Below are 21251 nucleotides of genomic sequence, written 5' to 3'. Positions count from 1 at the left end.
GCGGCCGGCGCCGCCACCGCTCTCGCCGAGCTACTGGAGGACCAGCTACGGCTGCAGGGCCCCGACCACCCCAACACCCTCGCCGCCCGGCATGATCTCGCCCACTGGCGGGGTACGGCGGGGGACGCGGCCGGCGCCGCCACCGCTCTCGCCGAGCTACTGGAGGACCAGCTACGGCTGCAGGGCCCCGACCACCCCAACACCCTCGCCGCCCGGCATGATGTCGCCTACTGGCGGGGGAAGGCGGGAGACGCGGCCGGCGCCAGCGCCGCTCTCGCCGAGCTGCTGGAATACCAGCTGCGGGTACAGGGCCCCGACCACCCCAACACCCTCGCCGCCCGGCATGATCTCGCCTACTGGCGGGTGAAGGCGGGGGACGCGGCCAGCGCCAGTGCTGCTCTCGCCGAGCTGCTGGAGGAGCTGCGGGTACAGGGCCCCGACCACCCCAACACCCTCATCACCCGGCACAACCTCGCCTACTGGCGGGGGAAGGCGGGGGACGCTGACAGTGTTCGATAACGATCGTTCGTGAGATCCAGAACCAAGCCAGTGCGGGACGGCCATCGAGCGGGTGGAGACGAAGCGCTGGATAGTGCAGCCGGTGAGCGGGGTGGTGAACTCCCGCCGGTGCACCCGCAAGAGCTGGTGAGTTTCTCGCCTGTAGGGCTGTGACCTGCACTGGGGAGGTTCACCACCGGGCTGGTGAGTTCACCGGTGAACTCACCAGCCGAGCTGTTGTCAGCCCGTGACCCCCAAGGGCTGGTGCTGGTGAGTCGGTGGGTGAGGTGCCCGCCGTTTCGTGGAGTGCAAGCAGTTCCAGCACTCCACGAATGGGAACCTCAATGACTCCAGAACCACGCGGCAATCTGCGGCCAGCCCCCCGTCCATCGGCCGCGTCGCGGCCGCTGCGCCGCTCGCGCCCCGAGACCGTCCCGGCCAGCGGCCCCGCGCCGCGCGGCCCGCGCCTCGCCCGCATCGGGGTATGGACCGCTCTGGCCGCAGGCCCCCTCGCCCTGGCCGCCGTCCTCACCGGTCTGGCCGCCCCGGGCTCCACCGCCCAGGCCGCCCCCGCCACGCACACGACCCCCAGCGCGCCCGGTGCCGTCGCTGACCCGGCCGGTACCGCCGCGCTGTTCGTCGAGCTGTGGCTGCGCGCCGACTCCGCGACGCCCGACAGCCCGGCGGCCGCGGCCGTACGCGCCATGGCTCCGGCCGCGGACCTGCCCACCCGCTCGCGGAGCGAGGCAGCGCTGCCGGGCGCGGTGCGAGTCGTCCCGGTGCGGACGGCGTCCACGCGCGACGGGTGGACGGTCCTGGTCGCCGCCCTCACCGACATCTCGCCTCCTGCAACGCGGGCCGTTGCTTCGGCGTCGCGTGCTCCGGAGACCGCTCCGGCCGTGCGGTACTTCGCGGTGTCCGGCACCGGTGGCACTGCTGGCACCGGCGGGGGGCCGCTGACTGTGACCGGAGCGCCGGCCGAAGTCGCGGCCCCCAGCGCCGCCCCCGCTCCCGTCTCGCCCTACAGCCGGACGGTCCCCGCCGGCCAGGTGCTCGCCACGACCGTCGGTGAGTTCCTGCGGACTTACCTCACCGGCGCCCAGGGCGCGGGAGTGGACCGCTACCTGTCGCCCGGTTTTCACCTGTCGGCGCCCGCAGGCGCGTACGTGCGCACGGACGTCGAGGACGTCGCCGCCGACAGCGAGCGGGCCGCTTCCAAAGACGTTCCCGCCGACGGCCCCCGCGTCCGGGTGCGGGTCCGGGTCATGGCTGAGGACCGGGCCGGAACGCGGTGGCCGCTGGTGTACCGGCTGGAGATGACCGCCCGTGCCGGACGCTGGGAAGTCAGCGCCCTGGACACCGGCGCCCCCACCTCTTCCCCCGCCCCGTCCGCGTCGGCAGGTGTGCGATGACGCCGACGGTAGTTCTTGCCGGGAAGCTCGACGCTCTGGGCGATTCCCTGATCAAGACCGTCACCGACTGGGGCAGCGGCGCACTGATCGCCGCGCTGCTCGTCCTGGTACTGGTCACGATCGCCCGCCAGATGTCGATGAAGGCGGCCATTGGCGCGGTCATTGCGATGGTCATCGCCCTGGGCATCTACAAGGCGCGCGAGGGGCTCTCGGATTCGGTGTCCGATGAGATCAACCACCCGGCCAACAGTGTGGGCTCCGCGGTCCTCGTCATCGACCCGCCCCGCCCGGACCGCGGAGCGGTGCTGTGAACGGGCAGCCCGGCGGGGTCGTCCGCTCGTACACCGGGGCGCGGCGCCACCCGTGGGTGCTGGGCAAACTCGGGGACTGGGTCATGTGGTTCGGCCCCTACACGCCCGCGCAACTGGTTGTCCTGGGCGGCGGTGCGCTGCTGCTGATCGAGACGTTTTCGTGGTGGTCGTGGGCTGGGCCGGTGCCGGTCGTGCTGTGGCTGGTGTCGGTATGGGCGGTGCGTGGTGCGCAGATCGCCGGGCAGAACCCGTTCACCGCGCTGCTCGGCGCCGTCCTGGTCCTGACCCGTCACCCCGCGGGCCGGATCAGCGGGCGCGCGGCCCGGGACCGGGCGCCCTCCTACTGGGGCGGGCGGTTCGTCATCGAGCCCGCCCCTGCCAGGGCTCCGTCTGCCGTCGCGGCCCGCGAGGCCGTGGCTGTGGTCGCGGGGGTGCGGGCAGCCGGTTCCGGCCTGGACCGGCTGCTCGCCAGGACCGCCGTGGCAGGGAGGGTGGCGGCATGATGCGCACCCCGATCCGGCATATCGCCGGGCATCTGCTGTGGACGCCGTCGGGCGGGGTGTGGGCCCTGTGGCGAGTCGAGCCGCTGGCCGGCGGATACCTCCCCGCGCAGGTGCGCCAGGAACTCCTCGGCCGTATTGCCTCTTTGGTGCGGTCGATGCCCGGCCTGCAGCCGCGCGTGTTCGTCCTGGCTGCGCGGACGGATCCTGGTGAGGTCGCCGAGCGGATGGTGGACGGGCTCGACTGGGTGCGTCTGCCGGCGTGGGCGGAGGTCTGTGCGGCCGGTGTGGATCTGCTGGACGGGCGGGAGATGCACGAGCGGACCGTCTGGCTGGCCGTCCCCCTGCCCAGCCGTGCAGGCACGGCCGCCACCGTCCTGGGTGCCATGTACGCGGAAGCAAGCGCCGCCTTCGGTCTCGCTCCTGTGCCCGTGCCGGAGAGCGAGGTTCGGGCAGCACGGGAGGAAGCCACGCGGCTGCAGGCATCCCTGGGCGGAGGCATGGGCCTGCGCCCGGCCTCTCCCGCGGAAGTCGTGTGGATCGTTCAGCACGCCGTGCACCGCGGGCTGGAGGAGCCGCTGCTGTCGGATGCGCAGGGCAGCCCGCTCTACGGCAGCCGGGTGCACGACGGACAGCTCCGCTCCCCCTCGTACGCGGATCTCGGGCAGGTCCGGCTGGCCGAAGGCGGGCAGGACCAGCAGGCGGCCGGGACGGGCAAGCAGCGCGGCGGGCCGTGGTGGCGGACGGCTGCGGCTGCGTCGCCGCTGGGCCGCCTGTGGCTGCAGGCCGAATCTGCGGCCGGGACCGGCTACCAGGCCCACCTCGTCCTCGCCGAACTCCCGCCCGCCGTCACCACGGAGGCCGCCGACGTCCTGGCTCAGCTGGAGGGTCTGCCCTTTCCCGTCGATGTCACCGTCGACCTGCGGATCGTCGCTGCGAAGAAAGCCCGGGCCCAGGTCCAGCGCAAGAAGCGCGAACTCCTCGACCAGGCCGGCCAGTACGGCGCCCAGCCCACCGGAATGCCGCACTCGCTGCCGGAGGCGGCCGGAGACCTCGAAGAGCAGGACGCCCGGATGGCACAGACTTCGGTGGAGGTAGAGGTCCAGTCCGTCACCGTCCTCACCGTGTGGGGGCCGGACCCGGCCACCTGTGACGCACGCGCTCGAGAGCTGGCCGCGGCGCTGGCGGGAGGCGACTACCGGGCGATGCGCCCGATCGGCATGCAGGAGGATCTGTTCACGCTCGGCCTGCCGGGCGGTGTGCGGGCGCCGAAGCTGCTCCAGTTCACGCAGCATCAGCTGTCGCAGGACTGGGCGGCGTGCGGCGCACTCACGCTGCCGCGCGTCGGCGACCCGACCGGGATCCTGATCGGCCGCGACCTGGACTGCGGCACCATCCGCCCCGTACTCCTCAATCCTGCAGACGCCCCCCAGGTCAACGCCAGCGCCTCCAGCGCCGTCATCGGCGACCTCGGCGCCGGAAAGTCCGTGCTCCAGAAGCTGATCACCGGCGCGGTAGTGGACCGGGGCGGGCAAGCCATCGTCATCGACCGCACCCCCGTCCGCGAGTGGGCAACCTTCGCGCGAACCGCGATGGGACAGCGCTGCCAGATCATCGACGCCGCCCAGGCACAGGTGTCAGTCGACCCCCTGCGCGCGTTCGGTGGCGCGGTCGGCGCGCACTACGCCTTGTCCTACCTGACGCTGCAGCTCGGTGTCGGGCCGATGACAGCGGCCGGCGCCGTCCTTCACCACGCCGTCGAGGATGTCAGCGCCGGACCCGACCCGTCCATGGGAAAAGTCTTCGAGGCCCTCACGCGCCTGGCGGAAGGGGAGGGCAGCCGCGCGGATGTGGCGGCCACGATGGCCGACCTGTTGCGAATCGTCGCGTCCAATCCGCTGGCCGCGATGGTGTTCGACCCTGCTCTACCGGTGGTCACTCTGGCGGGCGGTATCGGCGCGGACATGGTCGTGGTCACCACTGCCGGCCTGACCCTGCCGCCGCGCGAGGCCTTCGCCGACATGGACGTACTGCGCCAGCAGCCCCTGGAAGCGCTGATCGGGCGCGCGGTGCTCTACCTCCTGGCCGCCATCGCCCGCCAGGCCGCCTTCACCAATCCGGACCGGTTCTGCCTGGTCTCGCTGGACGAGGTGTACTGGCTGACGTCATCGGCCGAGGGATCGGCACTGGTCCACGAGATCCTGCACGACGGACGCAAGCACGGCGCGGGAGTCTTCCTCGGCGCCCACAACCGGCGCGAACTCGGCCAGGACGCAGGCCTGATCGCCTACCGCTACCTCGCCCGCACCAGCGACCGCACCAGCGCCGCCGAAGGGCTCAAGTTTCTCGGCCTGGACGGCGACGACGAAGACCTCCTGCGGCTGGTGACCACCGGACTGTCCCCCGTCGGGCAGGCCGGGCGCGAGGGCGAGATGCTGCTACGCGACCCGCGCATGCAGACCGGCCGGATCCAAGTCCTGGTGCCCGACGTGCAGCGACTGCGCGCCGGAGTCTTCACCACCCCCGGACGCACAGGCGCGGCTGCGGCCACAACGGCCGGGGGTGCCCAGTGACCGCACGCTTCCGCCGGTTCGACCGTGGCACCATGCGTGCCGCCGTGACCATCGTGGTGTTCACCGTGGTGTTCCTGGTGACCAGCACGGTGGTGGCCGCGGCCGCGGACGGCAACTCGGGCAAGAGTGGTGGCGGGCTGCTCGCGCCGTTCAACGTGATGACCGCCGAAGGCGGACGGCTGGACGCCTACCAGGTGCAGGCCGACGACGGCGGCATGTTCGACGTCCTCTCCCAGCTCCAGGTGCTGGTGATGTCCGGGCTGTTCACATTGGCGCGGCTGCTGGTCGGCATGTGCTGCTGGCTGATCGGATTCGTCTTCCGCTTCCCGGTCCTGGCCCTGCTCACCGGCCCCTCCCAGCACCTCGCCGACGCCTACCAGACCCACGTCGTCGACGCCCTTGGACTCAAGGGCATGGCACTGGAGTGGGGGTTCATCTTCGGCCTCGTGACGTTCATGCGGGGGAAGTCGGGGAGCGGGTTCGGGCAGATCGCCGCGACGCTGCTGATCGGGGCGCTGGCCGCGAGCGCGTTCGTCCGCCCGGACTACCTGCTCGGCCGGGGCGGCCCCCTCGATGTCACCCACCAGGCCGCGGTCGAGGTCGCCGCCATCACGACGAACAGCTACTTCGGCAGCACGTCGTCGGATCCGTGTGACCTGGTCACCGGACCCGGGCGCGGTGCCTGCGCGGCCTCCGGCGTGCAGGTCGTGCGGCCGGTCCAGGACGCTCTGACCGACGCTCTGGTCGTCAAGCCGTTCATGCTCCTGCAGTACGGGCAGATCCTCGACCCTAAGACGGACCCCGCCGCCTACCAGGCACACCTGAACTGGATCAAGAACAGCGACACCCGCCGGGCGGACGCGGGCAAGCGCTGCGACAAGTTGCCCGGCCCGGCCAAGGACTACTGCCACGAGAAGGAGGACGTACCCAGCACTTCCAGCGATCTGAACACCCTGATGACGGACCTGGAAAAGGCCGGGCCCACCGGCAAAGCGGCCGCCACGTACGCGAAGCAGGCGAGCTGGGACCGGTCATTCGCGGCGCTGGCCCTGCTGATCGCCTGCCTGGTCGTCGCTTCCATGGTCGTATCCATGGGACTGCTCATGCTTGGCGCGCAGGGCGCGGACGCCGCCGCGGCCGGGGCCGGGCCGGTGGTGTGGGTACTGGCGATGCTGCCCGGCGCCACCCGGACATTGCTGTGGCGCTGGACTGGTGTCCTGGTCAGCAGCGCGCTGATCACCTTCGCCACCGCCATAGGACTGCCGCTCTTCGGCATCGCGGCCGGTGCGCTGCTCGCCGACGCCGGCCCGGACGTGATGGTCGAGCACCTGCTTCTCCTCGATGCCATGGCCGTCGCGTTCTTCGTCCTGCACAAGCGGATCGCGGGCGCCGCGACCTCGCTGGGGCAGCGCATGGCCCTGCGCATGCAGTACGCCCGTCTCTCCGGCATGGGATTCCGCGGCGCCGGACTGGCCCTCGGCATGAACGGCCACCACGGCAGCCCGCCTTTCTCCCCCGGCAGTCGGACGCTCGCCGAGGCGCGCGGTGCGCTGCGCGCCGGGCTGGCCCCGGTCTCCCTGGCCATGCGCGGCGCCCACGCCGCTCTCATCGGGCCCAAGCCCGGACCCCGCCACCCAGCCTCCCAGGCACTTCAAGCGGTACTGGGCGCCAGGGCCGGCGGTCCGAGGACGCCGCAGGGCGAACTCCAGGTGGACCAGTGGACCGGCGAGGTGCTGCACGACCCGGCCACCGACCGCCCCCTGCTCGCCTCCCGCATCCACGGCAAGGCGTCCCGGCTGCGCGGATACCGCATCGCCCACCGCCTGGGGCGCGCCGCGTACGGGTCGACCTACGGTCTGCCCCGCACCCTGCACACCGCGAAGGGCATGGCGAGCGAGATCACCGACGACGCCCGCACCCAGCTGCGGGTCAGCATGAACCGGCTCCGCGAAGACGGCGCGGGATGGCAGCCCGTGGGCACCGGCGCCGTGCGCGTAAGTCAGGCCGTGGGCCAGGGCGCGGCCGCCACCGGCCGCACCGTCCGCGACGCCGCGATCGGCGCCACCATCTACACCTCCACCCCCACCGCAGCGCGTGCAACCGGCCCCCGCACCACAGCCAGCCGCCCCCTCCACCCCACCAGCGCATCCACCCCTCCCCCTAACTCCGCGGCTGCTCGAGGCCGGACCCGTACCTCGAACCCGGGCGGCGGGCCCGCGGCCCAACGGACGACAACGCCCCCGAGCACCCCATGGCCCACACCCACGCGCGCACCCGGGCCCACACCTCCGCCCTCGCCCTGGCCCACGCCTACGCGCAGGCCCGGCAACGGAAACGGTGGACGTCCGGCCGCGAACCGGACCAGCACCAGCCCCGAGCAAGGGGCCGCGGACGCCGAGCGGCTGCGTGAAGCGATGAAGCGGCGGCGCCGGAACGTGCGAGGCGACCAGGAAGGTGACCGCCCGTGAGGAAGCGGAAAATCGGGTGCCTGGCCATCCTGCTGATGGCGGCCGCGGCATGCTGCACAGCGCCGGTCCTGCTCATGGCTGCCGCTGCCAGCCAGCACAACGGGCAGGGCCAGGTGGACGCGGCCGCGGCCGGGATCCCCGAGCGAATGCTGACCGCCTACCTCACCGGAGCCTCGCAGGTCACCACGTACTCACCTGACTGCAAGGGGATGCGGTGGCAGATCCTCGCGGGCATCGCCCGCGTGGAGTCCGATCACGCCGCCGGACACCAGGTCGCCGATAACGGGGACGTCACCCCGCCGATCATCGGCCTGCGACTGGACGGCTCCGGCGCCGGCGGTAACACCACCGCGATCCCCGACACCGACCACGGCGCATGGGACGGCGACACCGCTTTCGAGCGGGCCGTGGGCCCGTTCCAGTTCCTCCCGGAGACCTTCCGTACCTACGGGCGGGACGCCAACGGCGACGGTGTCGTCTCCCCGCACAACGCGGATGACGAGGCCCTGGCCGCGGCGATCTACCTGTGCGGTGACGGCCGTGACCTCACCGACCGCGAGCAGTTGCGTGCCGCCATCCATACCTACAACCTGTCCTGGGCCTACGTGGACGACGTGACCAGCGGCATCTACCGCTACGACGCCCTCGGCGCCACCCCCTCCACCGCCACCGGCAACGCGGGAACCGTCATCCAGGCCGCACTCGCCCAGACGGGCATCCCCTACTCGTGGGGCGGCGGCGGACCGGAAGGGCCCTCCACCGGGGTCTGCTGCTCGCCCCGCGGTCAGGACGGGCGCACCATCGTCGGGTTCGACTGCTCGGGGCTGACCCAGTACGCCTTCGCTCAGGCCGGGGTCAATCTGCCGCGCACCGCCGCCGAGCAGGCCGGCGTCGGACGGCGGATCCCCGCCTCAGCCGGATTCCAGGCGCTGCAGCCCGGCGACCTCATCTTCTACGGGTACAGCCCCACCGCGGACTCCACCATCCATCACGTCGGGATCTACCTCGGCGACGGACAGATGATCAACGCCCCCCGCCCAGGCCGCCCCGTGGCCATCGACCCCGTCAACGCCATGCCCGATTACGCAGGCGGAACGAGGCTGCTGTGAACAGCCCCTGGTGGAGCGGCGGCCGCCTGATCGCCGCCGCGCTCGCCCTCGCCGCCGCCGGAACGCTGCTTTCTCACGCGAGCCTGCACCAGGACGACCCCGCTGCGCAGGCCGCCCCATACCGGGCGACGGCGCCAACACCGGTACCCGTACCGGCACCGGCGGTCCGCTCTGATCCGAGCGCGCCCTCGGGCACACCCGCCCCACCGCCGCCGGCCTCCCCACGAGCCGGGCCCGAGACCAGCCCGCGGCAGGGGCTGGCACCCGTACCAGGCAGCACGCGCGCTGAACTCCCCCCGCCTGAATCCGGACCCGAAGCCGACCCCCTCATCCAGCAGGCCCTGGACCATGCCAGCCGTCCCGACCTGCCGCCCGCAGACGAGCGCGCGCTGGTGGAAGCGGGGCGCAGCGCGTGGCTGGCGGAGACGACCAGATACAGCAAGGTCCGGATCCAGGCGGCCACCGCCCGCCGCGAACCCGAGCCAGCGGACGGCCGGGTGCGGGCGGTGGTGCGGCTGGTCTGGGCCGGAGCCGACCCCGCCGGAACCTACCTCGACAACCGCCCGGCCACCCTCACCTACGTACAGAACGGACACCAATGGAACCGCAGCTCATCCGGATGACCAGCGCGCACGACCCCCTCACCACGGTCCTGGACTCCGTCAGCGGGGCGGCCGACTGGATCGCGGTGAACTCCTGGTGGCTGGTCCTGTCCGCCGCCGCCGTGTGGACGGGCTGGGAGTGCCTGGTGCGATGGGCTGCGCGCCGGGCGCTGGCTCAGCGTGCGTACCTCGAGCTGGTGCCCACGGCCGGGTTCGAGGCCGACCGTGAGCAGATCTGGCGTCAGGGCATGCAGCTGGTGCGGGCGGCCGGCTCCGGGCCGTGGTGGACGCCGCGGCGCGCGCGGTCGGTGAGGGTCCGGCTGCGCGCTGACGGGGTCAGCGCCATGACCTACCGGATCGAGGCGCCCGCCAGCGCGTACACGCTGCTGGCCCGGACACCCTTCGGGCCCCGGGTCGGGGTGCGTGGGGTCGCGCCCATCCCGGTTGCGGACCGTCCCCACGTCGTACGGGCGGTGCTCACTCTGCACGGGGAGCCCGGGTCACGGTTGCGGGAAGTTCCTCTGGATCCGGATCCGCTGCAGCCGCTGCTGGACGCGGTCAGTGATGTCCGGGCCGACCTGGGCGACGTCGCCGAGGTGTGCGTGGACCTCTCCCCCGCGTCCCGCTGGCAGCTCGCCCTGCGCCGCACCACCGCGATGCGGCGTGACCGGGAGAGGGCCCGGCGCGAAGCGCAGCGTGATGCGCGGTGGCTGACTCGTGCGAGTGAGGACAGTTTCACCTCGGCGATGGGCAGGCTGCTGGATCCGCAGGGCAGCCAGGGGCGCATGGTCATGTCGCCGCAGCCGCGCCGTACCGGCCGGGAGAAGGTGCTGGGCAAGCTGGAGCACACCCCTGGCCTGGTGCGGGTGCAGATCCTCATCCGGTGCGCCTCGCAGGACGCCGAGCGCGCGCAGGCGCGTCTGGCCCGGGTCAGTGCGGCCATGGACGTCTACGCCGGTCCCTCCCGGATGACATCGCTGGGCTGGTCACTGGGTCCCCTGCGGGTCGGGCCGGACAGGCGGCCTTGGCGCGGCCGCTTCGACGAGCAGTGGAAGCACGCACTCATGCGCCCCGCCCGCGGCGGGTGGGCGCGCATCGACGAACTTGCCGGGTTCCTCAAGCCGGTGACCGCCGGCGCGCGGGTGCCGCTGATGGAGAGCGAGGTCCCCACCTACGAGCACGGGGCGGACCTGGTGCCTCAGGGCTGGTACCGGGGGCCGGACGGCCGCGAGCGGCTGCTGGCGACCCCGGAGGACGACACGTTGTTCGAGGTGCAGTCCGGGAAGGCGGGCTGGGGCAAGACCACCAAGGCCCAGGTCCAGGCCGTGGCCAGTGCCTATAACGGGCGTGGGCTGGCGTTCGTGGACCCGCACGGCGACTCGTTCGCCGATGTCGCCCCCTACCTCGCTCACGACGATCTCATCGGCCGTGTCGCGCTGTTCGACCTGACCGTCCGCGCCGACAGCGACCGGCTCGGCTGCTGGAACCTCCTGGACATGAGCCAGGACCGCCGAGTGCCGCACGAGGTGTGTGCGGCGGTGGTCGAGGCCTTCGCCGGAGCGCTGGGCTGGGGGGATGTCACCGCGCCCCGTGCCCTGACCATCCTGACCAAGGCGGTGGAGGCCTTGGTGGCCGTCAACGTCCGGGCCGTCGCCGCACGGCAGCCGAAAGCGCAGGCGACCGTCTTCCAGATCGGCGCGCTGCTCACCAACCCGCAGTTCCGGAAGGCGGTGGTCGCGGTACTGGAGGAGGACGCGCAGGGGTGGTGGACCCAGCAGTTCCCCGACCTGCCCCGTGAGGGGCTGATGACGGTGCTCAACCCGCTGGAGCGGCTGGGGGCCTCCCCTGTGGTCCGAGGGTTCCTGGGGTGCCCAGTCAGTGGGTACGACATCCGGCGGGCGATGGACGACGGAAAGATCTTGTGGATCTGCCCGCCCGGCACCGGGCCCACCGACCGGCTGCTGATCTCCCTGGTCGTCCACGACTTCCTGCGCGCCGGGCTCTCCCGCCGCGACCTGCCCGAGAAGAGGCGGCGGCCGTTCCGGTTCTACCTGGACGAGATGATCAGCCTCGACCAGGGCACCGTGCTCGCGGCGATCACCGAGCAGCTCCGCAAGTTCGGGTGCCGCCTGCACGGGATGACCCAGCTCCTGCACCGTCTGGGCCCCGCCACCCGGGCCGCGCTCATGCAGAACGCGAGCTGCTTGTCGACCACGGCGGGGTCGGTCGAGGCCATCGCCCAGATCACCGCCCAGTGGCCCGGCACCGCCGTCACCCCGGCCGACATCGCAGCCCTGCCCCGCTGGCAGCACTACGCCAGCTTCACCATCGACGGCAACCGCATCGGTCCCCTCCCCCTGCGCGGCCCCACCCTCGTAGAGGTCTTCGGCCCACTCGCCCGACCCCAAGAGGTCAAAGCGCTTCATAAGGCCGCGCACCGCGCCACCGGCGCTCTGTCCCTGGGGCAGCGGACCAGGACAGCGACGACCCAGCAGGACCGGGTCACCGCGTTCCTCACACCCCGATCTACAGCCCCCACCGCCGCAACGTCGGGAGAGCAGTACGCATGACCACCACCGCCAGCAGCATGACCCCCGCGCGCATCACCGACAGCACCGAAGCCCAGCCCGCAAGCGGCGACAGCCACGCCCGCCAGGCCATGGCCCTGATCGCACAGCACCGACTGCTGACCAGCGCTCAGATCCGGACCATGGTCGCCCCGCACCTGCCACCCCGCAAGATCCACAAGGTGCTCGCACCGCTGCGCGACGACGGGCTGATCACCCACACCACCCTCTCCACCAGCATGCAGGCCCACTTCCTCACCCCGGCCGGGCACCAGACCGTCGCCGACTGGCCCGAACTCCGCGGCCGCAGCGCCACCCCCATCCACTCCCCCGCAGCCGCCCGGCTGCGCGCGGGCCACATCCTCACCGGAGCACGCGCCCACCTCACCTTCCTCACCGACGCCCGGGCCCGCGGCGACGAGTACCAGCCGCTGGACTGGGTCCCCGAAGTCACCCACCGGCTCCCCGACACCGGGGGCGAGGACCGGCTGATCGCCGACGCCGTATTCCACTACACCGCCACCAGCCCCCGCCGACTCCAGTACCGGGCCTTCGTGGAAATCGACCGGGCCACCATGAGCAGCGAGCGCCTGGCCCGCAAGCTCATCACCTACGCCCGCTTCCACAGCTACACCCCCCAGCCCACCGGACGGCGCGGCACCGTCGCGGGCCAGAGCGCCCTACTCGCATGGCAGCACGTCTACCCCCGCTTCCCCCGCATCCTTTTCATCCTCACCGGCGCCTCCCACACCACCCTGACCCACCGGATCACCGACCTGCGCAGCATGGCCGCCGGCCACGAACTCGTCGCCCGCATGGCCACCCGCATTCCCCTCGGCGCCGCCATCCTCGAAGACCTCGAGGAACAGGGACCCCAGGCCCCCGTCTGGACACCCTTGACGGGGAGCGCCGAACCGCGCGGATGGACCACCCTGTGAAGGGCTGCCCGACCGCTGATCGCTCTCCCGCCGACCCTCTCCGTCGCCAAACTCCATGGCCCGACCCCTCGAAGCTCAAAGCGATCTCCGATGGCCACCGGAGCCGCAGGCTCGGCCTGTTCGTGAACAGCTTGAGCATCGCTGCCCGCACGAACCCCAGCAGACCTGCGTCGCCGACCGCACCGATCTGGGAGACGCGTTCCCGGACGGCGGGGATCAGTGGGTGCCGATGACGATGACGGCGAGGAGGCCCAGCACGATCAGCACGTACAGTGGCGCGGCCACTCACTCACCGGGCAGCCACCTGCGAGGCGCGCCGGCGGGTCTGATGCTGTTCCTCCTCAAGGAGCAGGTCACGGACCGCAGCCGCGAGGGCGACGGCCTTCGGCCAGCCATCCACCAGCCGGACCGCGCAGTCCCAAGCCGCCAGGGCGGCCAACGCAGCGGGCGTGCGCTGCCCCTGGCCCTGGAAGTGGAAGCAGCGCACACCGTGGGCAGCGAGGCCGCCCTCGTTGCGGAGGTAGGCCACCCAGTCCGCGGCGACCGCGCTGTCCGGCTGCGCCTCGGCGTGGTCAAGGACGTGTTCGGCGTACCGGGAGAGCAGTGCCGCATCGCTCATCGCTCATCCCTCCGCAGGCGCTTGCACGCGGGGTCCAGGATGTAGTGCGTCCAGCTGTTCGGCCGCGCTCCGGAAGCAGAGTTGACGATGAGCTTGACCCCACCACTGCGGATGGGCCGGTCGCACAGGGCACAGATCTCACCGGCGGGGGCCGTCTCGGGGAACGACGGCGCACGGCTGCTCACACGCGCTCCAGACTGCTCGGCGCCGCAGTAAATTCCAGACCGCTCGCGTCACGGATGTAAGCGGTCCGCGTGTGCTGCGGAACCCCGGCGACCGTGCCCACGCACTCCTCCACCACGGCCATCAACTCGCCCTCACGGCAAGTCTTCCGGTCACGGACCCGCTGCCGCAGCAACGGGTGGTCAAGGTGGCCGAACAACGCGTCAGGCTTGCTCTTGTGTACATTCATCCGAAGTCTCCCTACCGTCGTCAGCGCACCTGACTGGTTGCTCATGCGGCCACGCCGCCTCGTAAGGCATCGGGCAGACAGACGACGAAGAGACCGGTCTGCCCGACCCAGTCCCTCCACTGCGTGCGGTCGCTGGGGGTGTACGCCAGGTGGGACTCATCGGGTACGACGAGGCCGGTCACCCGCCCAGCGCGAGCCAGGGCTTCGAGGCTCGGCCAGGTGCGGCGCTCGCTGCGGGGGGTGCGGAGCGAGACCGCGTCGTACCCAATCGCGCCAGGTGCCACGGTCCAATCACAAGCTTCGGCATACTCCCGAAGCACGGTAAGCACTTGATGGGAGCGCCCGGCCGCCTCTTCATCGAGACAGGCGTAGAGCGCCACGTGAACTCGTGGGATACCAGCGGCGGCGTCCGCGATGTTGCGTCGCCTCGCGAAAGCTTGAGGGCTTCGGGTCATGCCTTAAAGAGTCCCGCGAGCAAGAGGCACAGAACAGAAACGTCCCGTGCGACTTTCCGCATCCGTAGACGCCGAACTCGCACGGGATGTACGACTGTTGACGAGACAACAGATGGTGCTCGGATGCGCTGTCAGAGTGCCGTCCGTCGGTCCGCTGCCGCGAATCCGCTGTCAACAGGGGGCCGGATGCCGATCAATTTCGAGACCCGGGCGAGTCGGCCGTTGGACTGGCGGCCGACCTTCTCGGCGATCACGCTCGGAAGGGTCTGATGACGAGCCCATTCCGGGGCACCGAGGAGTGCCTCCTCAAGCGTCTCCAAAGAGGCATCCCACATCTTCGCGTCGGCTTGAGCCATGGCCTTGTCCATGGCGTACCGGTTCCGAGCAGCCTGCGTGAGCTGCCCGGTTTCGTCCTCGTGGATCGACTGGATGAGGGTGAGGGCCTTGCCGGTCTGCCCCATTGCCACGTTGATACCGACGGCCTGCGTGGTAGCTGTGACCGGCCCAAACAGAGTGCCGTGGGCGTAGTGCTCGGCGCCCATTCGGGCTCCTGTCGCGTTGGACTGGGACAGGAAATCGGCCGCCCGCTCCTTGTCCCCCTTCCTGGAGGCCACGACCGCCGCGAAGTTCACATGGCTGCCGTACACGGCCAACTCGTCGGGCGTTGCCCGAGAAAACCGCGGCTCGATGTCGGTCGCAGCCTTCTCGGCCAGACGCAGCGCCTCGTCGAGCCGGGCGTCCCGCATGTACACCCACGCTCGACCAGACTCGACGAGAGCCGGGCGCAGCACGTCATCGCCTTTCTCGGCCGCATTCTGGGCGTGGCCAATCGCCGCGTACGCCAGGTCCCGGACTCCGACGAGGTTGGCCACGTAAGCGGCGATCCGATACGCGTCCGAGAGGGCCCCCCACACGGCCCCCTGCTGCCCAGTGGGCCGATCGCGAAGGGTGGCTGCGGCAGCGACGAGAAGGGGCGTCACCGTAGCGCCCGCCTCCGTGTAATGGCCGCGCCAATACATCTCCCAGCACAGGTCAGTCGCGCGACGCAGGTCGTCAGTCGTCGCCGGCTCGGCGGCATCCGGAAGAAGGCCAGCAGCAGTGTCGTGGACCGCGGCTGACAGGGCACGGACCATCATCCGATCGTCCTGATCCATCGCGCGGCGGGGTGGCTGTTGGCCCTCGATGACGGAGATGTCGGCGCCGAGGGCAGCAGAGATCGCCATGAGGGTAGGCAGGGTGCGGCGGCGGTCCTGCTCCGCAGCCTGGATAGTGGCGACCGACAGGCCGGTCATGGAGGCAAGCTGCTCCTGGGAGATCTGCTTTCCCCGGAGGATCTTGATGCGCTCACCAGTGCTGTACGAGGACCACGCGGGCATTATGGACTCCGTTCTGAAACCACACTACTCAGAACCGTACTCCCGTGGCAGCGCGTTGGGCATGGGGATGCTGTCACGGCTCGGCGCCTTGGCTACGGCAGCTCCCACTTTCGGATCTTGCAGGGCGACAGAGAGCTATGTGCTGTCAGGAGACGCTGTACCCCCGGCGGGACCGGCCAGCACCGACGATCACCATCCGCTGGGAACCGGGCACAGCCACGGGGGATGACGAACGTCGCGCCGGCTACAGCCCGACGGCCGGGACGGACGGTGCCCACGCCACCTGCCCCCTACCACTTCGGGGCCCAGTCGGCGTTGCCGATCGCCGTGGCCTGCGAGGCCTGCGATGAGTGCAGGCTGAGCAGTGCGGTCGGAGTGTTCGAGTATCGCTGGTACGGCGCGCAGTCCGACGAGCCCGCCCTCGGGGCCGCCCGGATCGCGCCCCACAGCGAGAACCGCGGCATTGCCAAGAGCAAAGATTGAGCCAGAAGCGAGAAAACCGGCCATAAATGGACATCGCTGCTGTCAGTAGCCGGTTACGGCTGCCCTCCGATCCATTTCTGCACTTCAAAGCCGCGGTGCGATCGGGCTGAGCGTCAATCCCGGACAAAAGTCCGGATCGCTCAATCGAACCCCAATAACCCCATAGAGCCTGCCGCGTTGACATCGTAGGGTTCCATGTACGACGCGTCCCAAGCACGTTGCATCAGCGATTTACACCCTTCGGCGCCGCCCACCCGTCCGACGCACCCCGGGGATCACCGTGACACCAGTACGGCAACACCGCTCGCGCACAACCAGGCTGCTCACCGGCGCCGTCACCGTGGCCGCCATCGTGCTGACCGGCGCATGCGCCGACGAAGCCAAGAACGACAAGGCCGCACTCCTAAGCGTGGCCCCGAGTATCCCCTCAAGTCCCACGGCAGACGCCCAGGCCGCCGAGAAGACCAAGCTCCTCGCCGCCTACAACGGCTTCTGGTCTGAGTCAGTCAAGGCATACGAAGCAGGAACGGAAAATGGCACCAAGCTGGTGAACTACGCATCTGGCGACGCCCTGAACCAGACGCTCACCGACATCGCAAACATGAAAGAGTCGGGTACCGCCATGAAGGGGGCGCCCGGCCACCGTGCAGTGGTTGCCGCCCTGGACATGTCCGGTGATCATCCATCAGCCAAAATCTCCGACTGCTTCGATCTTTCCACCTGGAAGATCATTGACCGAGCAAGCGGTCAGACGAAGCCATTTCCCACTCAGCAGCCCATGCGATACATCACCGAGTTCAACGCGGAGATCCAGGGGGGACAGTGGATGCTCACCAAGTTCGCCCGGCACGGGGACCGCGAGTGCTGAGACTCAGAGGCCTCTCCGCCTGTATCGCGCCGGCAGCACTGGCATCGGTCTTACTCGCGGCCCCGGCCCAAGCCGACGATGGCGTATGCAAGGGAGCCACGGGCTGGGTCAGCGTGTGCGCGGAGAAGCCGGGCAAGGACGGCAGCTACGGAACCGGCAATCAGGATAAATATGGAACCGGAGGGCAACAGCAGTCGGACGATCCTCCGCCGAAGTTCATGTGCACGCACACCATGCTGAACCCGCAGCCTCCGGTTGGAAGCGCGGCCTGGGAGGGTCACCAGCCAGGGGATGGTTCGGTCTACCGCAAGACGTGTGTGTCTACTGAATCGGTAGATGGATACATCATCAACAGCACGACGTGGCTGGCGCAGCCACCAGCCGAGGCAGTTGATCCTGCCGTGCTTGCTCAGCGGGCGGTGGACAGCATGCTGCTGACCGGGCCCGTGATTGCCAGTCCGCGCGCGGATGGCCGGTACACGGTCGGAGCGCCGATGTGGCTGTGGGTGACCCCGAGCCCCACCACGTGGGGCCCGAATTCAGCGTCCGCGTCAGCGGGCGGGATCACGGTGACGGCCACCGCGAAGGTGTCATCGGTGGTGTGGGCCATGGGTGACGGGTCCAGCGTGACCTGCACCGGTCCGGGCACCCCGTACACCGCGGGAAGGGGTATGACGCCGTCCCCGGACTGCGGGCATCTGTACCGGACCACGTCCGCCAAGCAGCCGGGCACCGCGTTCAAGGGCACGGCGACGTCCACCTGGACGGTGGACTGGGCCGTGACCGGCGGCGGGCGGACCGGTCAGCTGACCGAGGTCCGGCAATCCCCGTTCACCGTGACGGTGGGCGAAATCCAGGTCGTCGGCCAGTAGCGGCCCCTGCTCTTCCCCTCCTTCTCTCCTGCTCATCCCCTTTTTCTGGAGGCACAGCACGTGAGCACGTCCACCCCGTCGTCGCCGGCCCGTACGGCGCTGCCTGGCCACGCCGGTCCCCCGGATGGTCCGGCCGCCGCTCCCCGCGTGGTGCGCCAGCGTCGCCGCCGCCCCGGTCTGATCGCCCTGGCCATCGCGCTCATCGCGGCCGGAGGCCTGTCGGGCGCGCTGCTGTTCACGGTGTCGGGACAACGCTCCAGCGTGCTGGTGGTCGCCCGGGACGTCCCCATCGGCAACGCGATCACGGACGCCGATCTCGCCCCGGCCTCCCTTGCCCTGGACCCCGCGGTCAAGACCGTCCCCACCACGAAGAAGGGGACCATGGTCGGCCAGCGGGCCGCAGTCACCCTCAAAGCGGGGGCGCTCCTCTCCCCCGGCCAGGTCACGTCCACGTCACTGGTCAAGGCGAGTGAGCAGCTGGTGGGTGTGGCGCTCAAGCCCTCCCAGCTTCCGGCGTCGCGGTTGTCGCCGGGGCAGAAGGTGCTGATCGTCTCCACGCCGGATCCGGCGCAGGCCGGTGCGCCCGCAGCAGCGGCGAAGCCCGCGGATGCGGCCGGGCCGCAGACGCTGGCGGCGACCGTCGTCGCGGTCGGTGTGGCCGCGCCCGCGACGGGGGTTGTGGTGGTGGATGTGGCGGTGCCCGCCGCGAACGGGCCGACGCTGGCCGCCCGGGTGGCGACCGGCGCGGTTGCCCTGATCGTGGCCGCGCAGGACGGGGGCAGCTGATGGCAGTCATCGCGCTGGCGGGCGGGCTGGGCGCGCCGGGGGTGACGACGTCGGCGATGGCGTTGTTGATGGGGTGGCCGATGCCGGCCGGGCACCGGGTGGTGCTGGCCGAGGCCGATCCGGACGGCGGGGCGATCCTGCCCGGCGCGCTCCAGGGCACTCTCGACAACTCGCGTGGTTTGCGCAATCTCGCCGTGGCTTCGCGTCAGGGGCAGTTGATTGAGGCGTTCTGGCGGCAGTTGGTGGACATCACCGATGCGGGGACCCGTGACCGGCTGGTGCTCCCGGGGCTCTATGACCCGGCGCACGCCTCGGCGATGGAACCGGTATGGAGGCCACTGGCCCGTCTCTTCGCGGGAATCGAGATGCACCAGCACGACGTGATCGTGGACCTCGGGCGCCGCGGCGCCGTCGGCCCCTCCGCCGTTCTGGCGCACAAAGCCGACGTCGTGCTGGTCGTCGCCCGCGGCACGCTGCGTTCCCTGCAGAGTGCCCAGGTGCGTCTGGAGGCGCTGCGTGGGGCACTGGGCGGGATCACGGAGCTGGGCATCCTGCTGGTCGGCGATGGCCCGTTCTCCAAGGAGGAGGTCCGTAAGAATTTGGGATGCCCGGTGACGGCGGTGCTGCCGTGGCGTCCGAAGGAAGCCGCGGTGTTCTCTGACGGCGCCGAGCAGCCGCGCAGGTTCGAGTCCGGGGAGCTGATGCGCTCCGCCCGTTCTGCCGCGGTGCGGATCCAGGAACTGGTGGCCCTCCGCCGGGCACGCCTGGCCCCGCCCCCGCCCCCTGTGGGCCCGGGTATCGGCGCATCGGCGGTGACCGGTGCGCGCTAACCCCCTGCACAACAGCCCCCAGGTCCCGCCTCAATCACTTCACGCCCGTCTGGCCGACCCCCGTCACGCCCCCGCCCGCCCCGATGGGATGCGGGGGGACGGGCCGGTGAATCCGTGGGCCACCCTCCCCACCAGCGCCGCGGCCGCGCCGGGCGGCACCGCTGCCGTCACGCCGGTGTCAGTGCCCGCGCCGGTCATCGACTACGCCACGGTGCGCCTGATCAAGAAGGAGGTAGGGGACCGGCTGACGGAGTTGCTGCGGTCCCGACCGGGGATGAGCGAGGCCGCCCAAGAGCAGCAGGGCCGGCACCTGATCAACCAGCAGGTCGCGGTGTGGTCGGACGCCGAGGCCGTCAAGCGCGGCGCCGCGACGTCAGCCGCCGAAGACGCGGCGGTCGCCCAGGCGGTGTTCGACCTGCAGTTCCGGGCGGGCCGGCTGCAACAGCACCTCGACAACACCGCGGTGGAGAACATTTTCATCAACGGGTACGCGGACACCTGGCTCGACTTCACCGACGGACGCCGTGTACAGGTCCCTCCGGTCGCGGACTCGGACGAGGAACTGCGGGAGCTGCTGCGGGACCTGGCCCGGCGCACGACCGGTCAGGGCGAGCGGACCCTGTCGACGGCGGCCCCGTTTCTCGCGCTGCGGGTGGCGGACGGGTCCCGGCTCCAGGCGGTCACCGAAGTCACCCCCGGTACGTACGTCAGTATCCGACGGCACACCATGATCCACGCGGACCTTCCGGAACTGGTCGGCCGCGGCATGCTGGACACCACTCTTGAGCGGTTTCTGCGGGCGTGCGTGCACGCGGAAAAGAACGTGATGATCGTGGGCGGCCAGGCCGCCGGTAAGACCACCCTGCTGCGGGCGCTGCTGCGCGAGATCGACCCGGACGAGCGGTTCGCGACGCTGGAGACCGAGTACGAACTCTTCGCCCACGAGAACGGCTACCACCGCCAGGTCGTCCCGATGGAGGCCCGCGAATCCAACGGAGAAATCGTGGCCGGCGCCGCGGCCGGTGAGATCACACTGATGGATCTGATGTACCGCGCGCTGCGGATGACGCTGACGCGGACGGTGGTCGGTGAAGTCCGCGGGCCGGAGATCGTGGCGATGCTGCAGGCCATGACGAACGGTGCGGGCGGGAATCTGTGCACCCTCCATGCCCGACACCCGAGCGTGGTGTTCGACCGGATCGCCGAGCTGTACCTGCTCGCGCAGACCAACATGTCGGAGTCGCTGGCCTACCGGCAGGCCGCCAACGGCCTGCACTTCATCGTGTTCGTGTCCTCGATCGACGAGACGAAGATCGGCGGTCACCGGCACCGGTTCGTCTCCCACGTCCTGGAGGTCACCGGCATCGGCGAAGGCGGGCGCCCCGAGACCAACACGATCTTCGGGCCCCGCCCCGAGTGGGGCGAGCCGCGGGCCGTTCCCCTGATGCATCCGCGCTGCATGCCCGAGCTGCGCCGCGCCGGATTCGACGCCGCCCTGCTCAACGCAGCGGCCGGGGCGTGGGACCGGCCGCTGCCCCTGCTCGTCCGGGAAGAGGAGGAGCTGTGACGGTC

Annotated in this window: 20 protein-coding genes and 1 pseudogene; 15 read left to right on the top strand and 6 right to left on the bottom strand. The window is 70.8% G+C overall.

Translation table 11 applies throughout. The annotated features are described in order from the left end of the window. From AC0693_RS35315 to AC0693_RS35270, 10 genes and pseudogenes are all read left to right on the top strand, one after another. Window positions 1–519, top strand: a pseudogene (locus tag AC0693_RS35315) (tetratricopeptide repeat protein); the annotation flags it as partial. 323 nt (window positions 520–842) lie between these two features. After that, window positions 843–1910 (top strand): conjugal transfer protein, encoded by a 1068-nt coding sequence (locus AC0693_RS35310; protein WP_478804130.1) that lies wholly within the window; start codon window positions 843–845, stop codon window positions 1908–1910. Continuing rightward, a complete protein-coding gene (locus tag AC0693_RS35305; RefSeq protein ID WP_478804129.1) occupies window positions 1907–2221 on the top strand; it encodes a hypothetical protein in 315 nt (104 codons plus the stop codon). The genes AC0693_RS35310 and AC0693_RS35305 overlap by 4 nt, the downstream gene beginning before the upstream one ends. Next, complete coding sequence (locus AC0693_RS35300; protein ID WP_478804128.1) at window positions 2218–2724, top strand: hypothetical protein; 507 nt, start codon at window positions 2218–2220, stop codon at window positions 2722–2724. The genes AC0693_RS35305 and AC0693_RS35300 overlap by 4 nt, the downstream gene beginning before the upstream one ends. Beyond that, on the top strand, window positions 2724–5294 hold the full coding sequence (locus tag AC0693_RS35295) for an ATP-binding protein (protein WP_478804150.1): 2571 nt from the start codon (window positions 2724–2726) through the stop codon (window positions 5292–5294). The genes AC0693_RS35300 and AC0693_RS35295 overlap by 1 nt, the downstream gene beginning before the upstream one ends. Before the next feature lie 32 nt (window positions 5295–5326). Continuing rightward, the gene (locus AC0693_RS35290; protein WP_478804127.1) at window positions 5327–7762 is read left to right on the top strand and encodes a hypothetical protein; all 2436 of its coding nucleotides are present in this window, start codon (window positions 5327–5329) and stop codon (window positions 7760–7762) included. Next, the gene (locus AC0693_RS35285; RefSeq protein ID WP_478804126.1) at window positions 7759–8871 is read left to right on the top strand and encodes a C40 family peptidase; all 1113 of its coding nucleotides are present in this window, start codon (window positions 7759–7761) and stop codon (window positions 8869–8871) included. Before AC0693_RS35290 ends, AC0693_RS35285 begins: the two co-directional genes overlap by 4 nt. Next, on the top strand, window positions 8868–9494 hold the full coding sequence (locus AC0693_RS35280) for a hypothetical protein (RefSeq protein WP_478804125.1): 627 nt from the start codon (window positions 8868–8870) through the stop codon (window positions 9492–9494). Before AC0693_RS35285 ends, AC0693_RS35280 begins: the two co-directional genes overlap by 4 nt. After that, window positions 9470–12043, top strand: a complete 2574-nt coding sequence (locus tag AC0693_RS35275; protein ID WP_478804124.1) for an ATP/GTP-binding protein — start codon at window positions 9470–9472, stop codon at window positions 12041–12043. Before AC0693_RS35280 ends, AC0693_RS35275 begins: the two co-directional genes overlap by 25 nt. Then, window positions 12040–12978 (top strand): replication-relaxation family protein, encoded by a 939-nt coding sequence (locus AC0693_RS35270; protein ID WP_478804123.1) that lies wholly within the window; start codon window positions 12040–12042, stop codon window positions 12976–12978. The genes AC0693_RS35275 and AC0693_RS35270 overlap by 4 nt, the downstream gene beginning before the upstream one ends. Before the next feature lie 289 nt (window positions 12979–13267). On the opposite strand, the gene AC0693_RS35265 is transcribed toward AC0693_RS35270, so the two are convergent. The 5 genes from AC0693_RS35265 to AC0693_RS35245 all read right to left on the bottom strand — a co-directional run bounded on the left by AC0693_RS35265 (window position 13268) and on the right by AC0693_RS35245 (window position 16310). After that, window positions 13268–13597: a hypothetical protein gene (locus tag AC0693_RS35265; protein ID WP_478804122.1), complete on the bottom strand. Its 330-nt coding sequence runs from the start codon at window positions 13595–13597 to the stop codon at window positions 13268–13270. Between the two features lie 181 nt (window positions 13598–13778). Further along, on the bottom strand, window positions 13779–14009 hold the full coding sequence (locus AC0693_RS35260; RefSeq protein ID WP_478804121.1) for a hypothetical protein: 231 nt from the start codon (window positions 14007–14009) through the stop codon (window positions 13779–13781). A gap of 41 nt (window positions 14010–14050) precedes the next feature. Continuing rightward, window positions 14051–14293 carry a hypothetical protein gene (locus tag AC0693_RS35255; protein ID WP_478804120.1) on the bottom strand — a complete coding sequence of 81 codons (243 nt, stop codon included), beginning with the start codon at window positions 14291–14293 and terminating at the stop codon, window positions 14051–14053. 302 nt (window positions 14294–14595) lie between these two features. Then, window positions 14596–15840 carry a helix-turn-helix domain-containing protein gene (locus AC0693_RS35250; RefSeq protein WP_478804119.1) on the bottom strand — a complete coding sequence of 415 codons (1245 nt, stop codon included), beginning with the start codon at window positions 15838–15840 and terminating at the stop codon, window positions 14596–14598. A 290-nt stretch (window positions 15841–16130) separates the two neighbouring features. Beyond that, window positions 16131–16310, bottom strand: a complete 180-nt coding sequence (locus AC0693_RS35245) for a hypothetical protein (protein ID WP_478804118.1) — start codon at window positions 16308–16310, stop codon at window positions 16131–16133. 293 nt (window positions 16311–16603) lie between these two features. On the opposite strand from AC0693_RS35245, the gene AC0693_RS35240 reads away from it, so the two are divergent. Then, window positions 16604–17191 carry a hypothetical protein gene (locus AC0693_RS35240; protein WP_478804117.1) on the top strand — a complete coding sequence of 196 codons (588 nt, stop codon included), beginning with the start codon at window positions 16604–16606 and terminating at the stop codon, window positions 17189–17191. 409 nt (window positions 17192–17600) lie between these two features. Here AC0693_RS35240 and AC0693_RS35235 read toward each other — a convergent pair whose 3' ends face one another. Beyond that, entirely contained in the window at window positions 17601–17801 is a 201-nt protein-coding gene (locus AC0693_RS35235; protein ID WP_478804116.1) for a hypothetical protein, read from the bottom strand. Between the two features lie 61 nt (window positions 17802–17862). Here AC0693_RS35235 and AC0693_RS35230 point away from each other — a divergent pair, with 61 nt between their 5' ends. From AC0693_RS35230 to AC0693_RS35215, 4 genes are all read left to right on the top strand, one after another. After that, window positions 17863–18063, top strand: coding sequence for a hypothetical protein (locus AC0693_RS35230; protein WP_478804115.1), 201 nt, complete (start codon window positions 17863–17865; stop codon window positions 18061–18063). A 60-nt stretch (window positions 18064–18123) separates the two neighbouring features. Then, on the top strand, window positions 18124–18849 hold the full coding sequence (locus AC0693_RS35225) for an SAF domain-containing protein (RefSeq protein WP_478804114.1): 726 nt from the start codon (window positions 18124–18126) through the stop codon (window positions 18847–18849). Beyond that, window positions 18849–19679 (top strand): CpaE/TadZ family protein, encoded by an 831-nt coding sequence (locus AC0693_RS35220; RefSeq protein WP_478804113.1) that lies wholly within the window; start codon window positions 18849–18851, stop codon window positions 19677–19679. The genes AC0693_RS35225 and AC0693_RS35220 overlap by 1 nt, the downstream gene beginning before the upstream one ends. Window positions 19680–19767: 88 nt before the next feature. Then, window positions 19768–21246: a CpaF family protein gene (locus tag AC0693_RS35215; protein WP_478804112.1), complete on the top strand. Its 1479-nt coding sequence runs from the start codon at window positions 19768–19770 to the stop codon at window positions 21244–21246. Window positions 21247–21251 lie beyond the last annotated feature (5 nt).

The sequence above is a fragment of the Streptomyces sp. NPDC043876 genome, from assembly GCF_056435825.1.
Note: the sequence above shows the minus strand (reverse complement) of the source record. Positions and strands in the feature narration are given on the sequence as shown.

Coding starts and splice junctions, on each gene's coding strand:
- AC0693_RS35310 (WP_478804130.1), top strand. CDS start 843: ATGACTCCAGAACCACGCGGCAATCTGCGGCCAGCCCCCCGTCCATCG.
- AC0693_RS35305 (WP_478804129.1), top strand. CDS start 1,907: ATGACGCCGACGGTAGTTCTTGCCGGGAAGCTCGACGCTCTGGGCGAT.
- AC0693_RS35295 (WP_478804150.1), top strand. CDS start 2,724: ATGCGCACCCCGATCCGGCATATCGCCGGGCATCTGCTGTGGACGCCG.
- AC0693_RS35290 (WP_478804127.1), top strand. CDS start 5,327: ATGCGTGCCGCCGTGACCATCGTGGTGTTCACCGTGGTGTTCCTGGTG.
- AC0693_RS35275 (WP_478804124.1), top strand. CDS start 9,470: ATGGAACCGCAGCTCATCCGGATGACCAGCGCGCACGACCCCCTCACC.
- AC0693_RS35270 (WP_478804123.1), top strand. CDS start 12,040: ATGACCACCACCGCCAGCAGCATGACCCCCGCGCGCATCACCGACAGC.
- AC0693_RS35265 (WP_478804122.1), bottom strand. CDS start 13,597: ATGAGCGATGCGGCACTGCTCTCCCGGTACGCCGAACACGTCCTTGAC.
- AC0693_RS35260 (WP_478804121.1), bottom strand. CDS start 14,009: ATGAATGTACACAAGAGCAAGCCTGACGCGTTGTTCGGCCACCTTGAC.
- AC0693_RS35250 (WP_478804119.1), bottom strand. CDS start 15,840: ATGCCCGCGTGGTCCTCGTACAGCACTGGTGAGCGCATCAAGATCCTC.
- AC0693_RS35235 (WP_478804116.1), bottom strand. CDS start 17,801: ATGGCCCACACCACCGATGACACCTTCGCGGTGGCCGTCACCGTGATC.
- AC0693_RS35230 (WP_478804115.1), top strand. CDS start 17,863: ATGACGCCGTCCCCGGACTGCGGGCATCTGTACCGGACCACGTCCGCC.
- AC0693_RS35220 (WP_478804113.1), top strand. CDS start 18,849: ATGGCAGTCATCGCGCTGGCGGGCGGGCTGGGCGCGCCGGGGGTGACG.
- AC0693_RS35215 (WP_478804112.1), top strand. CDS start 19,768: ATGCGGGGGGACGGGCCGGTGAATCCGTGGGCCACCCTCCCCACCAGC.